This is a genomic window from Rhodococcus sp. NS-SX18 (assembly GCF_057367935.1).
In genome coordinates, this window is the sequence record NZ_CM170633.1 from 2567218 (window position 1) to 2583513 (window position 16296).

At 72.5% G+C, this 16296-nt stretch carries 15 protein-coding genes; all 15 read left to right on the plus strand.

All coding sequences use genetic code 11. From position 1 onward, the window contains the following. Positions 1-138 precede the first annotated feature (138 nt). Positions 139-822 (plus strand): ribulose-phosphate 3-epimerase, encoded by a 684-nt coding sequence (gene rpe, locus AC2IPW_RS12025; protein ID WP_450121906.1) that lies wholly within the window; start codon positions 139-141, stop codon positions 820-822. Then, positions 819-1862, plus strand: a complete 1044-nt coding sequence (ribD, locus tag AC2IPW_RS12030; RefSeq protein ID WP_486376898.1) for a bifunctional diaminohydroxyphosphoribosylaminopyrimidine deaminase/5-amino-6-(5-phosphoribosylamino)uracil reductase RibD — start codon at positions 819-821, stop codon at positions 1860-1862. The genes rpe and ribD overlap by 4 nt, the downstream gene beginning before the upstream one ends. 12 nt (positions 1863-1874) lie before the next feature. Continuing rightward, a complete protein-coding gene (locus tag AC2IPW_RS12035; protein WP_003939460.1) occupies positions 1875-2483 on the plus strand; it encodes a riboflavin synthase in 609 nt (202 codons plus the stop codon). 60 nt (positions 2484-2543) lie between these two features. Next, on the plus strand, positions 2544-3794 hold the full coding sequence (locus AC2IPW_RS12040; protein ID WP_003939461.1) for a bifunctional 3,4-dihydroxy-2-butanone-4-phosphate synthase/GTP cyclohydrolase II: 1251 nt from the start codon (positions 2544-2546) through the stop codon (positions 3792-3794). Further along, complete coding sequence (gene ribH, locus AC2IPW_RS12045) at positions 3795-4277, plus strand: 6,7-dimethyl-8-ribityllumazine synthase (protein ID WP_416063534.1); 483 nt, start codon at positions 3795-3797, stop codon at positions 4275-4277. It abuts the gene before it with no gap. Further along, entirely contained in the window at positions 4274-4747 is a 474-nt protein-coding gene (locus AC2IPW_RS12050) for a PH domain-containing protein (protein ID WP_003939463.1), read from the plus strand. The genes ribH and AC2IPW_RS12050 overlap by 4 nt, the downstream gene beginning before the upstream one ends. A gap of 9 nt (positions 4748-4756) precedes the next feature. Then, positions 4757-6934: an excinuclease ABC subunit UvrC gene (gene uvrC, locus AC2IPW_RS12055; RefSeq protein ID WP_486376899.1), complete on the plus strand. Its 2178-nt coding sequence runs from the start codon at positions 4757-4759 to the stop codon at positions 6932-6934. Between the two features lie 71 nt (positions 6935-7005). After that, complete coding sequence (gene rapZ / locus AC2IPW_RS12060; RefSeq protein ID WP_193788772.1) at positions 7006-7860, plus strand: RNase adapter RapZ; 855 nt, start codon at positions 7006-7008, stop codon at positions 7858-7860. Then, positions 7857-8912 carry a gluconeogenesis factor YvcK family protein gene (locus AC2IPW_RS12065; RefSeq protein WP_486376900.1) on the plus strand — a complete coding sequence of 352 codons (1056 nt, stop codon included), beginning with the start codon at positions 7857-7859 and terminating at the stop codon, positions 8910-8912. The genes rapZ and AC2IPW_RS12065 overlap by 4 nt, the downstream gene beginning before the upstream one ends. Then, positions 8909-9886: a DNA-binding protein WhiA gene (gene whiA / locus AC2IPW_RS12070; RefSeq protein WP_193788773.1), complete on the plus strand. Its 978-nt coding sequence runs from the start codon at positions 8909-8911 to the stop codon at positions 9884-9886. Before AC2IPW_RS12065 ends, whiA begins: the two co-directional genes overlap by 4 nt. A gap of 155 nt (positions 9887-10041) precedes the next feature. Further along, positions 10042-11061 carry a type I glyceraldehyde-3-phosphate dehydrogenase gene (gene gap, locus AC2IPW_RS12075; protein WP_003939468.1) on the plus strand — a complete coding sequence of 340 codons (1020 nt, stop codon included), beginning with the start codon at positions 10042-10044 and terminating at the stop codon, positions 11059-11061. Positions 11062-11081: 20 nt separating this feature from the next. Then, positions 11082-12308 carry a phosphoglycerate kinase gene (locus AC2IPW_RS12080; protein WP_450121893.1) on the plus strand — a complete coding sequence of 409 codons (1227 nt, stop codon included), beginning with the start codon at positions 11082-11084 and terminating at the stop codon, positions 12306-12308. Between the two features lies 1 nt (position 12309). Further along, positions 12310-13092 (plus strand): triose-phosphate isomerase, encoded by a 783-nt coding sequence (tpiA, locus tag AC2IPW_RS12085; protein WP_450121894.1) that lies wholly within the window; start codon positions 12310-12312, stop codon positions 13090-13092. Positions 13093-13166: 74 nt separating this feature from the next. After that, on the plus strand, positions 13167-13400 hold the full coding sequence (gene secG, locus AC2IPW_RS12090) for a preprotein translocase subunit SecG (RefSeq protein WP_003939471.1): 234 nt from the start codon (positions 13167-13169) through the stop codon (positions 13398-13400). Between the two features lie 70 nt (positions 13401-13470). Continuing rightward, positions 13471-16242 (plus strand): phosphoenolpyruvate carboxylase, encoded by a 2772-nt coding sequence (gene ppc, locus AC2IPW_RS12095; RefSeq protein WP_486376901.1) that lies wholly within the window; start codon positions 13471-13473, stop codon positions 16240-16242. Positions 16243-16296: the final 54 nt, after the last annotated feature.

Here is a 16296-nt window from a genome sequence, read left to right on the forward strand (position 1 = left end):
TCCGGACCCGCCACCGTCCACTCAAGCATCGCCCAGCGCACCGAACCAGAGGCCGAAAGTCATGAAAACCCGCACCGGCCGCGGAGGCACCGTGACGCGCGGCAGAGTCCGCCGCCGGGACCGTTAAACTCGGTGGACGTGGCCCACCCGATGATCGCTCCCTCCATCCTCTCCGCGGACTTCGCCCGGCTCGCCGACGAGGCCGCCGCGGTCGCCGACGCGCACTGGCTGCACGTCGACGTCATGGACGCGCACTTCGTCCCCAACCTGACCCTCGGCCTTCCGGTGGTGCAGTCGTTGCTGAAGGCGACCGACATCCCGCTCGACTGCCACCTGATGATCGAGGATCCGGGTCGCTGGGCGCCGCCCTACGCCGAGGCGGGCGCGCACAATGTCACCTTCCATGCCGAGGCCACCGACAACCCCGTCGCCGTCGCCCGCGACATCCGGGCCGCCGGTGCGCGGGCCGGGCTGAGCGTCAAGCCCGGCACCCCGATCGAGCCGTACCTCGAGATCCTGAAGGAGTTCGACACGCTGCTGGTGATGAGCGTCGAGCCCGGCTTCGGCGGCCAGTCGTTCATCCCGGACGTGCTCGACAAGGCCCGCACGATCCGCCGGCTCGTCGACGCCGGCGAGCTGACCCTGCTCGTCGAGATCGACGGGGGCATCAACGCCGACACCATCGAGGCGGCCGCCGAGGCGGGTGTCGACTGCTTCGTCGCCGGGTCGGCCGTGTACGGGGCCGACGACCCGGGCGAGGCGGTGCGCAAGCTGCGCGAACGGGCCGCCCACGCCTCCCCGCATCTGACCCTGGCCCCGTGAGCGGCGCTCCGCGCGGGGCGGCGGTGAGCGGCGCACCGCTCGACGCGGCCCTGCGCCTCGCGCTCGACGCCGGCGAGTCGGTGCGCGGGTCCACCACCCCCAACCCGCCGGTCGGCGCGGTGATCCTCGACGCGGCCGGGCGGGTCGCCGGGGTGGGGGCGACCTGCCCGCCGGGTGGGCCGCACGCCGAGGTCGTGGCGCTGGCCGCGGCGGGGGAACGGGCCCGCGGTGGCACCGCGGTGGTCACCCTCGAGCCGTGCAACCACACCGGCCGCACCGGGCCGTGCGCGCAGGCGCTGCTGCGTGCCGGTGTCGCCGCCGTCTACTACGCGGTGACCGATCCGAATCCGCCCGCCGCCGGCGGCGCACAGACCCTGCGCGCCGCCGGGGTGAGCGTGCACGGCGGCTTCGGCGCCGACCTCGCCGAGGCGGGCGCGCTGCGTGCCTGGCTGCACCGCCAGCGCACGGGACGTCCCCATGTCACCTGGAAGTTCGCGGCGAGCCTGGACGGGCGCAGCGCCGCGGCCGACGGCACGAGCCGCTGGATCTCCGGCCCGCAGTCGCGCGCCCGCGTGCACGCCGAGCGGGCCCGCCTCGACGCGATCGTCGTCGGCACCGGCACCGTCCTCGCCGACGACCCCTGGTTGACCGCCCGGCAGCCGGACGGCTCGCTCGCCCCGCACCAGCCGCTCCGCGTGGTCGTCGGCCGCAGTGAAATCCCTAGGACTGCACGGGTTCTCGACGATGCCGCACCGACCCTGATGCTGCGCACCCACGACCCCGACGAGGTGCTCGGCGCGCTCGCGGACCGGGCGGACGTGCTGCTCGAGGGCGGCCCGCGCCTGGCCGGGGCGTTCCTCGCCGCGGGCCGGGTCGACCGCGTCCAGGCCTACCTCGCGCCGGTGCTGCTGGGGGCCGGACCGTCCGCCGTACGGGACGCGGGCGTGGGCACGATCGCCGAGGCGCTACGGTTTCGTCGGGAGCGCGTCGAAACCGTCGGCGCCGACGTGTTGCTGACCCTGGTCCCCGACCGGGAGTGAAGGAGCGGGTACGTGTTCACCGGGATCGTGGAGGAGCTGGGGGAGATCGTCGCGCGGGAGGACCTCGCCGACGCGGCGCGGTTCACCGTCCGCGGGCCCGTGGTGACCTCCGACGCCGGCCACGGCGACTCCATCGCCGTCAACGGTGTGTGCCTGACCGTCGTCGACATCCAGGGCGGTGACTCCTTCACCGCCGACGTGATGAAGGAGACCCTCGACCGATCGAGCCTGTCGCAACTCGCGCCCGGCAGCCGCGTCAACCTGGAGCGGGCCGCGGCGCTCAACAGCCGTCTCGGCGGGCACCTGGTCCAGGGGCATGTCGACGGCACCGGCACCGTGCTCTCGCGCACCCCGTCGGAGAACTGGACCGTGGTGCGGATCTCGCTGCCGGCCGACGTGTCCCGGTACGTGGTCCACAAGGGCTCGATCACCGTGGACGGGGTCTCGCTGACCGTCTCCGCGCTCGGCGGGGCGCCCGGTGACGAGTGGTTCGAGATCTCCCTGATCCCGACGACGCTGTCGCTGACCACCCTGGGCAGTGCCGCGCCCGGCACGCTCGTCAACCTCGAGGTCGACGTCATCGCCAAGTATGTGGAGCGGCTGCAGGCCGCCGGCCGCTGAGTCGTACTGTTGAACTCGGCAATCAGTTTGTCCGTACACGAGATTTTGGAGCCCACGCAAGTGACGAGGTTCGACACCATCGAGCGCGCGATCGCCGATATCGCAGCCGGCAAGGCGGTCGTCGTGGTCGACGACGAGGACCGCGAGAACGAGGGCGACCTCATCTTCGCGGCCGAGAAGGCCACCCCCGAACTCGTGGCGTTCATGGTGCGCTACACCTCCGGGTACCTGTGCGTGCCGCTGGCCGGGGAGGACTGCGACCGCCTCGGCCTGCCCCCCATGTACTCGACCAACCAGGACAAGCACGGCACCGCCTACACGGTGACCGTCGACGCCCGCGAAGGGATCGGCACCGGCATCTCCGCCTCGGACCGGGCCACGACGATGCGCCTGCTGGCCGATCCGAACAGCACCGCGCAGGACTTCACCCGCCCCGGGCACGTGGTGCCGCTGCGCGCCAAGGAGGGCGGCGTGCTGCGCCGGCCCGGCCACACCGAAGCCGCCGTCGACCTCGCCCGCATGGCCGACCTGCGTCCGGCCGGGGTGATCTGCGAGATCGTCTCGCAGAAGGACGAGGGCCACATGGCTCAGACCGAGGAACTGCGGGTCTTCGCCGACGAGCACAAGCTGGCCCTGATCTCCATCGCCGACCTGATCGCCTGGCGCCGCAAGCACGAGAAGCACGTCGTGCGCATCGCCGAGGCCCGCATCCCCACCCGGCACGGCGACTTCACCGCCGTCGGCTACCAGAGCGTCTACGACGAGGTCGAGCACGTCGCGCTGGTGCTCGGCGACATCCCCGGCCCCGACGGTGCGGGCGCCGACGTGCTCGTGCGGGTGCACTCGGAGTGCCTGACCGGCGACGTGTTCGGCTCGCTGCGCTGCGACTGCGGTCCGCAGCTCGACGCCGCGCTCGAGATGGTGGCCATGGAGGGCCGCGGCGTGGTGCTGTACATGCGCGGGCACGAGGGCCGCGGCATCGGGCTGATGCACAAGCTGCAGGCCTACCAGCTGCAGGACGCGGGCTCGGACACCGTGGACGCGAATCTGCAGCTCGGCCTGCCCGCCGACGCCCGCGACTACGGCATCGGCGCGCAGATCCTGGTGGACCTGGGTATCTCGTCGATGCGGCTGCTCACCAACAACCCCGCCAAGCGCGTCGGCCTCGACGGCTACGGGCTGCAGATCACCGAGCGGGTGGCGATGCCGCTGCGCGCGAACTCCGAGAACATCACCTACCTGCGCACCAAGCGGGACCGCATGGGCCACGACCTGATCGGCCTCGACGACTACGAGGCGGGGGACGCGTAGATGAGCGGCGAAGGACTACCCGAGCTGCAGCTGTCCGAGGCGGCCGGGTTGCGGCTGGCCATCGTCGCCGGCCGCTGGCACCCCGAGATCTCCGAGGCCCTCGTCGCCGGGGCGCGCCGGGTCGCCGAGCAGGCCGGCGTCACCGACGTCACCGTCGAACGGGTCGCCGGCGCGATCGAGCTGCCGGTCGTCGCCCAGCAGCTGGCCCGCACCCACGACGCGGTCGTCGCCCTCGGCGTCGTGATCCGCGGCGGCACCCCGCACTTCGAGTACGTGTGCGACGCGGTCACCTACGGGCTGACCCGCATCGCCTTGGACGAGGGCACCCCCGTCGGCAACGGCGTCCTGACCACGAACGACGAGCAGCAGGCCCGCGACCGGGCCGGACTGCCCGGCTCCGTCGAGGACAAGGGCGGGCAGGCGTGCGCCGCCGCCCTCGACACCGCCGTGACCCTGCGGCGGCTGCGCGGGACCGCGCGGTGACCTCCGCCGCCGACACCGTCTGGGACCTCGAGGTCCGCAGCCGCAAGATGTCCCGGTGGGCGATCGTCGCGGCGGTCCTGCTCATGCTCGGCCACATCGGGGCCGCGCTCGTGCTGCGCGCCGGCGGCGACACCGGCGTGAACCTGCGCCTCGCCGATCAGATCGCCATCGTCTGCGTGGGAGTGGTCGTCTCCGGCGGTGTGCTGCTGCTGACCCGGCCCCGGCTGCGGGCCGGAGCCGCCGGCGTGGCGGTCCGCAACATCCTCGGCGAGAAGATGTTCGGCTGGGAACAGGTGCGAGGCATGAGCTTCCCCCAGGGCAAGCCGTGGCCGAGGCTCGAGCTGCCGCAGGACGAGTACGTGCCCGTCGTCGCGGTACAGGCCCGCGACGGCGAGCACGCCGTCGCGGCACTGACCGCGTTCCGCGAGCTCGAACAGCGCTACGGCGGGGGTGTCGGCGCAGCCGACTAGCCTGGACCCGTGCCCGACCCCTCGACCTATCGCCCTGCCCCCGGCACCATCCCGCTGGAGCCGGGGGTGTACAAGTTCCGCGACCCGCACGGCCGCGTCGTCTACGTCGGAAAGGCCAAGAGCCTGCGTTCGCGGCTGAACTCGTACTTCGCCGACGTCGCGTCGCTGCACCCGCGGACCCGCCAGATGGTGACCACCGCCGGGTCCGTCGAGTGGACCGTGGTGGGCACCGAGGTCGAGGCGCTCCAGCTCGAGTACAACTGGATCAAGGAGTTCGATCCGCGCTTCAACGTCCGCTACCGCGACGACAAGACCTACCCGATGCTCGCGGTGACGCTGAACGAGGACTACCCGCGGCTGTTCGTCTACCGAGGGCCGCGCCGCAAGGGCGTGCGGTACTTCGGTCCCTACTCCCACGCCTGGGCCATCCGCGAGACCCTGGACCTGCTGCTGCGGGTGTTCCCGGCCCGCACCTGCTCCGCCGGGGTGTTCAAGCGCCACGCGCAGATCGGCCGCCCGTGCCTGCTCGGCTACATCGACAAGTGCTCGGCGCCGTGCGTGGGCCGCGTCGACGCCGACGAGCACCGGCGCATCGTCGAGGACTTCTGCGACTTCCTCGCCGGCCGCACCGACAAACTGGTCCGCGACCTCGAACAGCGCATGCAGGCCGCGGCCGAGGACCTCGACTTCGAGACCGCCGCGCGCCTGCGCGACGACCTCGGGGCGCTGCGCCGGGCCATGGAGAAGCAGGCGGTGGTGCTCGGCGACGGCACCGACGCCGACCTCGTCGCCTTCGCCGGCGACGAACTCGAGGCGGCCGTACAGGTGTTCCACGTGCGCGGCGGCCGCGTGCGCGGACAGCGCGGCTGGGTGGTGGAGAAGTCCGGGGACGTGGTGGACCGGCCCGAGACCGCGTCGGGTGCGTCCGGCGCCGACCCGGAAGTGTCGCTGCTCGTCGAGCAGTTCCTCACCCAGTTCTACGGCGAGGAGGCCGCCCTGTCGGCGGCCGGTGCCGAACCGGCCGGCAGCGCGGTGCCGCGGGAGGTGCTCGTGCCCGCCCTGCCGCCCGACCCGGAGGAGATGAGCCGCTGGCTCGGCACCCTGCGCGGGGGGCCGGTGCGGCTGCGGGTGCCGCAGCGCGGGGACAAGAAGGCCCTCGCCGAGACCGTGCAGCGCAATGCGCACGAGGCGCTGACCCAGCACAAGCTGCGCCGCGCCGGCGACTTCACCGCCCGCTCGGCCGCCCTGCAGGGCATCCAGGAGGCCCTCGACCTGGACTCGGCGCCTCTGCGGATCGAGTGCGTCGACATCAGCCACGTGCAGGGCACCGACGTCGTGGCGTCGCTGGTGGTGTTCGAGGACGGCCTGCCCCGCAAGTCCGACTACCGCCACTACGCCATCCGCGAGGCCGCCGGCGACGGACGCTCCGACGACGTCGCCTCCATCGCCGAGGTGACCCGGCGCCGGTTCCTGCGGCACAACCGGGACCTCGCCGGGGCCGGCGGTGACCCGGTCGCGGCCCGCGGTGACTCGGTCGCGGCCCGCGGTGACTCGGTCGCGGCCCGCGGCGGTGACGGCGGTGACGGCGGTGACCTCGCCCCGGAAGCCGCGCTCGACCCGGCCACCGGGCGGCCCCGCCGCTTCGCGTACCCGCCGAACCTGTACGTCGTCGACGGCGGTGCCCCGCAGGTCGCCGCCGCGGCGGAGGTGCTCGACGAACTCGGCGTCACCGACGTCGCCGTGATCGGCCTGGCCAAACGGCTCGAGGAGGTGTGGGTGCCGGGGGAGGACGATCCGGTCATCCTGCCGCGCACCAGCGAATCGCTCTACCTGCTGCAGCGGGTGCGCGACGAGGCGCACCGCTTCGCCATCACCTACCACCGCAGCAAGCGGTCCCGGCGGATGACCGCGTCCGCGCTCGACGGGGTTCGCGGGCTCGGTCAGGCACGGCGCAACGCGCTCGTCGCGCACTTCGGGTCGGTGGCCCGGCTGCGGGAGGCGAGCGTGGAGGAGATCACCGAGGTGCCGGGCATCGGCGTCGCCACCGCCCGCGCCGTGCTGGACGCACTGCGCGGCGACGTCCCGGACCCCCAGGCGACGCCGGCGGGTGAGGCTGCGCCGGACACGCCGGTGAGTGATGATGGCACCGTCGGCGTGTCGGGCGGACGAACGGAGACGGAACAGTGACGCAACAGGCGGAGACGGCGCAGCCTCGACCCCGGCCGCAGGGTGACCTCCGCCCGCGGGCCGAGGTCGCCCTGGTCACCGGCCTGTCCGGGGCCGGTCTGAGCACCGCCGCGACGGCACTCGAGGATCTCGGCTGGTTCGTCGCCGAGAATCTGCCGCCGCAACTGGTCACCTCGATGGTCGATCTCGCGGTGCAGGCCGACCCGCCCCTGCAGCGCCTCGCCGTGGTCATGGACGTCCGCAGCCGCCTGTTCACCGGCGACCTCGGCTGGGTCGTCACCGAACTGGCCGCCCGGCCCGTGCGCACCCGGGTGCTGTTCCTCGAGGCCACCGACGAGGTTCTCGTGCGTCGCTTCGAACAGGTCCGGCGCAGCCACCCGCTGCAGGCCGACACCGCCGACCGCACCCTCACCGATGGCATCGCCGCCGAACGCGCCCAGCTCGCCGCGGTCAAGGCGGCCGCCGACCTGGTGGTCGACACCTCGTCGCTGTCCGGCCCGGAACTGCGCCGCAAGATCGACTCCGCGTTCGGGGACGGCGACGCCGACTCGATCCGGGTCACCGTCGAATCCTTCGGGTTCAAGTACGGTCTGCCGATGGACGCGGACGTGGTGTGCGACGTGCGGTTCCTGCCCAACCCGCACTGGGTACCGGAACTGCGCCCGCACACCGGCCAGGACGACGACGTCCGCGACTACGTGCTGAGCCGGGACGGGGCCCAGGACTACCTGCAGACCTATCATCGGCTGCTCGAACTGACCACGGCCGGTTACCGCCGGGAGGGAAAGCGCTACATGACGATCGCGGTGGGATGCACCGGCGGCAAGCACCGCAGCGTGGCGATGAGCGAGGCCCTCGCCGCGCGCCTGGAAGCCGACCCGACGCTGTCGGTGCACGTCGCGCACCGCGATCTGGGGCGCGAATGACGGGCCCGGGCACCGCGGCCCCCACACCCCGGCCCGGCGGGCAGGCCGCCGCGCCGGCACCGTCGATCGTCGCCCTCGGCGGCGGCCACGGCCTGTACGCCACGCTCAGCGCCGTGCGCCGGCTCAGCGACCGCGTCACCGCCGTCGTCACCGTCGCCGACGACGGGGGTTCCTCCGGCCGGTTGCGCGCCGAACTCGGCGTCATCCCGCCCGGCGACCTGCGCATGGCCCTGGCCGCGCTCGCCGCGGACACCCCCGACATCCACACCTGGACCGAGACGGTGCAGCACCGGTTCGGCGGCACCGGCGCCCTGGCCGGCCACTCGGTCGGCAACCTGATCCTGGCCGGACTGACCGAGGTGCTCGGTGACCCCGTGGCCGCCCTCGACCGCGTCGCCGAGCTACTCCAGGTGCGCGGCCGGGTGCTGCCGATGTCGCCGATCGCCCTCGACATCGAGGCGGACGTGTCCGGCCTCGAATCCGACCCGCGCGCCAGCCGCATCATCCGCGGGCAGGTCGCCGTCGCCACCACCCCCGGCAAGGTGCGGCGCGTGCGGCTGATCCCGGCCGACCCACCGGCGTGCCCCGACGCGCTCGACGCGGTGGGCGCCGCCGACCTCGTCGTGCTCGGGCCCGGCTCGTGGTTCTCGAGCGTCATCCCGCACGTGCTCGTCCCCGAGCTGCACGAGGCGCTGGTGGCCGCCCCCGCCCGCAAGGTGCTGGTGCTCAATCTCGCCGCCGAACCGGGGGAGACCGCCGGATTCTCCACCGAGCGGCACCTGCACGTGCTGGCCCAGCACGCCCCCGACTTCCGGGTCGACCACGTCGTCGTCGACTCCGCGTCGGTACCCGAAGGACGCGAACGCGAGCACCTGTGCCGGGCCGCCGCCGGATTCGGCGCCCGGGTGGTCTACGCCGACGTCGCCGAGACCGGCACCCACCGACACGATCCCGCCAAACTGGCGGCGGTCCTGGAACGACACCTGCCCGACGCGGCCCGCCCCCGGGATCTCGCGCAGCGGGACGGAAGGGAGATCCCGACGTGGCAATGACAGCGGAGGTCAAGGACGAGCTGAGCCGGCTGGCGGTCACCCGCACCAGCAGCCGCAAGGCCGAGGTGTCCGCCCTCCTGCGCTTCGCCGGCGGGCTGCACATCGTCGGCGGCCGCGTCGTCGTGGAGGCCGAGGTGGACCTCGGATCGATCGCCCGCCGGTTGCGCCGCGAGATCTTCGAGCTCTACGGCTACTCGGCGGAGGTGCACGTCCTCGGCGCCGGCGGCCTGCGCAAGAGCTCGCGGTACGTGGTGCGCGTCGCCAAGGAGGGCGAGGCCCTCGCCCGCCAGACCGGCCTGCTCGACGTGCGCGGCCGCCCGGTCCGGGGCCTGCCCGCCCCCGTCGTCGGCGGCAGCATCGCCGACGCCGAGGCCGCGTGGCGCGGCGCCTTCCTCGCCCACGGCTCGCTCACCGAGCCGGGCCGCTCCTCCGCCCTCGAAGTCAGCTGCCCCGGCCCCGAGGCGGCGCTCGCGCTCGTCGGCGCCGCCCGCCGCCTCGGCATCGCCGCCAAGGCCCGCGAGGTGCGCGGCGCCGACCGGGTCGTCGTGCGCGACGGCGATGCCATCGGTGCGCTGCTCACCCACATGGGCGCCCAGGACACCCGGCTGACCTGGGAGGAGCGCCGGATGCGGCGCGAAGTCCGCGCCACCGCCAACCGGCTCGCCAACTTCGACGACGCCAACCTGCGCCGCTCCGCGCGCGCCGCCGTGGCTGCGGCCGCCCGCGTCGAACGAGCCCTGGCGATCCTCGGCGACGACGTGCCCGACCACCTCGCCGCGGCGGGCGCCCTGCGCGTCCAGCACCGGCAGGCCTCCCTCGAGGAACTGGGCCAGCTCGCCGACCCCCCGATGACGAAGGACGCCGTCGCCGGACGCATCCGCCGACTGCTGTCCATGGCCGACCGCCGCGCCAAGGATCTCGGCATCCCCGACACCGAATCGGCAGTGACCCCGGAGCTGCTCGACGAGGCCTAGCCGACCGGCCCGGGCCTCCTGCCGCACTCCGCAGGCACCGCAGATAGGGTAGGGGTCACATCGACCGATGAGTCCTGCCGGTGGGCGCCGCTGTCTCCGGCACCGCGGCGGGCAACACTGGCACAACCAGAAGAAATGGGCAAAGGAGCGTAATTGTGACTGTCCGGGTAGGCGTGAACGGCTTCGGTCGTATCGGACGTAATTTCTTCCGGGCTGTCGAGGCGCAGAAGGCGCTCGGCACCACCGACATCGAGATCGTCGCGGTCAACGACCTCACCGACAACGCGACTCTGGCCCACCTGCTCAAGTACGACTCGATCCTCGGCCGGCTGCCGCAGGACGTCAGCCTCGACGGTGAGGACACCATCGTCGTCGGCGACCACCGGATCAAGGCCCTCGAGGTCAAGGAAGGCCCGGCCGCGCTGCCGTGGGGCGACCTCGGCGTCGACGTCGTCGTCGAGTCGACGGGCATCTTCACCGACGCGTCGAAGGCGAAGGGTCACCTCGACGCCGGCGCCAAGAAGGTGATCATCTCGGCGCCCGCCAAGGGCGAGGACCTCACCGTCGTGATGGGCGTCAACGACGACAAGTACGACGGCAGCCAGAACATCATCTCCAACGCCTCGTGCACCACCAACTGCCTCGGCCCGATCGCCAAGGTCCTCGACGACAGCTTCGGCATCGTCAAGGGCCTGATGACCACGGTCCACGCCTACACCCAGGACCAGAACCTGCAGGACGGCCCGCACAAGGATCTGCGCCGCGCCCGCGCCGCCGCCCTGAACGTCGTGCCCACCGGCACCGGCGCCGCCAAGGCCATCGGCCTCGTCCTGCCGCAGCTGGTCGGCAAGCTCGACGGCTACGCCCTGCGCGTGCCGATCCCCACCGGCTCGGTCACCGACCTGACCGCCAACCTCGCCACCCCGGCCTCCATCGAGGAGATCAACGCGGCGATGAAGGCGGCCGCCGAGGGCCCGCTCAAGGGCATCCTCAAGTACACCGAGGACGAGATCGTCTCCTCGGACATCGTCACCGACCCGCACTCGTCGATCTACGACGCCGGCCTGACCAAGGTCATCGACGACCAGGTCAAGATCGTCTCCTGGTACGACAACGAGTGGGGCTACTCCAACCGCCTGGTCGACCTCATCGGCCTGGTCTCGAAGTCCCTCTGACCGAACAGGACAGTCGAACAGTGGCAGTTCAGACTCTCGAGGATCTGCTCGCCGCCGGCGTCGAGGGCCGTGGCGTGCTGGTGCGCTCGGACCTCAACGTCCCGCTGGACGGCGCGACGATCACCGACCCCGGTCGCATCGTCGCGTCCGCCCCGACGATCGCCGCGCTCGCCGAGGCGGGTGCGAAGGTCGTCGTCACCGCCCACCTGGGCCGGCCCAAGGGCGAGCCCGATCCGAAGTTCTCCCTCGCGCCGGTCGCGGCGAAACTCGGCGACGTGCTCGGCCGCAACGTCCAGCTCGCCGGCGACGTCGTCGGGCAGGACGCGCTGGCCCGCTCGGAAGGCCTGACCGACGGCGACATCCTCCTGCTCGAGAACATTCGCTTCGATCCGCGCGAAACGAGCAAGGACGAGGCGCAGCGGCAGGCACTGGCCCGCGACCTCGTCGAACTCGTCGGCGACGACGGGGCTTTCGTCTCCGACGGGTTCGGCGTGGTGCACCGCAAGCAGGCATCGGTGTACGACGTGGCGAAGCTGCTCCCGCACTACGCGGGCAACCTCGTCGCCGCCGAAGTCGAGGTGCTCGGCAAGCTCACGAGCGACCCGGAGCGGCCCTACGCGGTGGTGCTCGGCGGCTCGAAGGTCTCCGACAAGCTCGCCGTCATCGAGGCCCTCGCCCCCAAGGTCGACACCCTCGTCATCGGTGGCGGCATGTGCTTCACCTTCCTTGCCGCGCAAGGCATCCCGGTGGGCAACTCGCTACTCGAGGAATCGATGACCGAGACCTGCAAGGGCCTGCTCGAGCGGTTCGGCGACGTCATCCACATCCCGCAGGACGTGGTGGTCGCCGACTCGTTCGCCGCCGACGCCGAGGCGAAGACGGTGCCCGCCACCGAGATCCCGGACGGCTGGATGGGCCTGGACATCGGACCCGAGTCGGTGGCCCGGTTCGCCCAGTACCTCACCGGCGCAAAGACCGTGTTCTGGAACGGCCCGATGGGCGTGTTCGAGTTCGAGAAGTTCGCGGCCGGCACGAAGGGGGTCGCCGAGGCGATCGTCGAGGCCACCCGCTCCGGCGCGTTCAGCGTCGTCGGCGGCGGCGACTCGGCCGCGGCCGTGCGTCTGCTCGGCCTGCCCGAGGACGGGTTCTCGCACATCTCCACCGGCGGCGGCGCCTCCCTCGAATACCTCGAGGGCAAGGATCTGCCCGGCATCAGCGCCCTCGACGACACCGCACCGGAGGCCTGAGATGACCCGAAAGCCGCTCATCGCCGGCAACTGGAAGATGAACCTCAACCACCTCGAGGCCATCGCCCTGGTGCAGAAGATCGCCTACGCGCTGCCGGAGAAGTACCTCGAGAAGGTGGACGTGACGGTGCTGCCGCCGTTCACGGACATCCGCAGCGTCCAGACGCTGATCGAGGGCGACAAGCTGCTGCTCACCTACGGTGCGCAGGACGTCTCCGCCCACGACTCCGGTGCCTACACCGGAGAGATCAGCGGCCCGATGCTGGCCAAGCTGGGGTGCACCTACGTGGTCGTCGGCCACTCCGAACGGCGCACCCTGCACGGCGAGACCGACGAGACCGTCCTCGCCAAGACCAAGGCGGCGTTGCGGCACGGCCTGACCCCGATCGTGTGCATCGGCGAAGGCCTCGACATCCGCGAAGCCGGTCAGCACGTGTCCCACAACGTCGCCCAGCTGCGCGGATCCCTCGCGGGGCTCTCGTCCGACGACCTCGCGAAGATCGTCGTCGCATACGAGCCGGTCTGGGCCATCGGCACCGGCAAGGTGGCCTCGGCCGCCGACGCCCAGGAGGTGTGCGCCGCGGTGCGCGCCACCCTCGCCGAACTCGCCTCCCCGGAGACCGCCGACACCGTCCGCGTGCTGTACGGCGGCTCGGTCAACGCCAAGAACGTCGGCGAACTGATCGCCCAGCCCGACATCGACGGCGGTCTCGTCGGGGGCGCCTCGCTCAAGGCCGACGAGTTCGCCCAGCTGTCCGCCATCGCCGCGGGCGGGCCGCTGTAAGGGCACCCGCGGTGCCCTTCCGGATCCGCCGAGGCCCGGAAGGGCACCGCGACGGCGCCCTGTAGTCTGACGCCATGGCACTGTTCCTCGACATCCTGCTGATCACCACCAGCCTGCTGCTGATCCTGCTCGTGCTGCTGCACCGCGGCAAGGGCGGCGGTCTGTCCACCCTGTTCGGTGGCGGTGTCCAGTCCAGCCTGTCCGGCTCCAGTGTCGCCGAGAAGAACCTCGACCGGCTGACCGTGTTCACCGGCATCGTCTGGCTGATCGCCATCCTCGGCATCGGCCTGCAGATCAAGTTCAGCTGAGCCCTGCGCACGACGGCGCGACCCGGAATTCCGGGTCGCGCCGTCGTGCGTCGGCCGCGATACTGGCCGGATGACGGATACCGCCCGCCCGGCCGACCCCTCCCGGTCCCGCTCCGCCACCGAGCCTCTGCGCCAGGACATCCGGCTGCTCGGCGGGATGCTGGGCCGCATCGTCCGCGAACAGGCCGGCGAGCACCTCTTCGCCCTCGTCGAACGCGCCCGCGTCGAGAGCTTCCGCGTGCGCCGCTCCGAGATCGACCGCGCCGAACTCGCGGCGATGTTCGCCGACGTCCCCACCGACGACACCCTCCCCGTCATCCGCGCCTTCAGCCACTTCGCGCTGCTCGCGAATCTCGCCGAGGACCTGCACCGGGAACGCCGCCGCGCCGTGCACGTGCGGGCCGGGGAACCGGCCCAGGACAGCTCCCTGGCCGCCACCTACCGCAAGCTCGACGCCGCCGAACTCGACCCCGCCGAGGTCGCCGCCGCGCTCGACGGCGCCCTCGTCTCCCCGGTGATCACCGCCCACCCCACCGAGACCCGCCGCCGCACCGTCTTCGACGTGCAGAGCCGCATCACCGACCTCATGCGCCGCCGCGAACACGCCGAACCCGACGAGCGGTCCGACATCGACCTGCACCTGTGGCGGCAGATCCTCACCCTGTGGCAGACCGCCCTCATCCGCCTCGCCCGCCTGCGCATCCAGGACGAGATCGAGGTGGGCCTGCGGTACTACGACGCCGCCCTGTTCCGCGTCGTCCCGGCCCTCAACGCCGAGGTCCGGCGCGCCCTGCGCGAACGCTGGCACGGCGTCCCGCTGCTGCCGGACCCCTTGGTGCGCACCGGAACCTGGATCGGCGGCGACCGCGACGGCAACCCCAACGTCACCGCCGAGGTCGTCCACCGCGCCACCGGCCGGGCCGCCGCAACCGCTCTCGGGCATCACCTCGCCGAACTCGAGCGGCTCGAGCAGGAACTGTCGATGTCCGCACGTCTGGTCCGCGTCACCGACGACCTGGCTCGGCTCGCCGACGCCTCCGGTGACGACGCCCCCTCGCGCGCCGACGAACCGTACCGCCGCGCGCTGCGCGGCATCCGGGGCCGCCTGACCGCCACCGCGGCACGACTGCTCGACGAACCACCGCCGCATGCCGTGTCGAGCCCGCTGACCGCCTACGACACCCCCGCCGAACTGCTCGCCGACCTCGACATCCTCGACGCCGCCCTGCGCGCCGGCGGCAGCGCGGCCCTCGCCGACGACCGGCTCGCGCACGTGCGCGGCGCCGTGGAGACCTTCGGCTTCCACCTCGCCTCCCTCGACCTGCGCCAGAACGCCGAGGTGCACGGCCGGGTGATCGCCGAACTGTTCAGCTGGGCCGGCGTCACCGACGACTATCTCGCGCTGCCCGAGGAGGAGAAGGTCGCGCTGCTCGCGGCCGAACTGCGCACCCGCCGTCCCCTCAGCGCGCCCGGCGCGCGGCTCGGCGCCGACACCGCCCGTGAACTCGGCGTGCTCCGTGCCGCCGCCGACGCCGTGGCCCGGTTGGGCCCGGCCGCCGTACCGCACTACATCGTCAGCATGTGCAGCTCGGTCTCGGATCTGCTCGAGGCGGCGGTGTTGCTCGACGAGGCCGGGCTCGTCGAGCACGACGTCGCCGGACCGCGCTGCCCGGTCGCGGTGATCCCGCTGTTCGAGACCATCGACGATCTGCGGCACGGCGCCGACATCCTCACCGCCGCCCTCGCCGTCCCCGAGTTCCGCAACCTCGTCGACTCCGCCGACGGGATCCAGGAGGTCATGCTGGGTTATTCGGACTCGAACAAGGACGGCGGGTACCTCGCCGCCAACTGGGCGCTGTACCGGGCCGAGCTCGACCTGGTGGAGGCCGCGCGCACCGCCGGGATCCGACTGCGCCTGTTCCACGGCCGCGGCGGCACCGTCGGTCGCGGCGGCGGACCGAGCTACGACGCGATCCTGGCGCAGCCGCCCGGGGCCGTCGCCGGTTCGCTGCGCCTGACCGAGCAGGGCGAGGTGATCGCGGCGAAGTACGCCGAGCCGAAGCTGGCGCGCCGCAATCTCGAATCCCTCGTCGCCGCGACCCTCGAGTCCACCCTCCTCGACGTCGAGGGGCTCGGCAGCGACGCCGGTCCGGCGTACGCGGTGCTCGACGAGCTCGCCGAACTCGCCCGCGCCGCCTACAGCGACCTGGTGCACGAGACCCCCGGCTTCGTCGAGTACTTCCGGACCGCCACCCCCGTCGCGGAGATCGGATCCCTGAACATCGGCAGCCGGCCCACCTCGCGCAAGCCGACGTCGTCGATCGCCGACCTGCGGGCCATCCCCTGGGTGCTGGCGTGGACCCAGTCCCGTGTGATGCTGCCCGGCTGGTACGGCACCGGGACGGCCGTCGAGACCTGGATCGCAGGCGACGAGACGCGCCTGGCCACCCTCACCGGCCTGTATCGGCGCTGGCCGTTCTTCCGCACCGTGCTCTCCAACATGGCGATGGTGCTGGCCAAGTCCGACCTCGGTCTCGCCGCGCGCTACGCCGAACTGGTGCCCGACCCGGATCTGCGGCACCGGGTGTTCGACAAGATCACCGCGGAGCACGAGCGCACCGTGCGCATCTACCTGGCGATCACGGGGCACTCCGAGCTGACCGCGGACAACCCGGCACTCGCCCGGTCGGTGCACAACCGCTTCCCGTATCTCGAGCCGCTCAACCACCTGCAGGTCGAGTTGCTGCGGAGGTTCCGGGCGGGGGAGGACACCGACCGGGTCCGCCGCGGCATCCAGCTGACGATGAACGGCCTCGCGACCGCGTTGCGGAACAGCGGATAGCGCAGCGGGCGGGGCGACGGCGGCCGGGCCGGAGCGACCGGCCGCCCTGCCCGG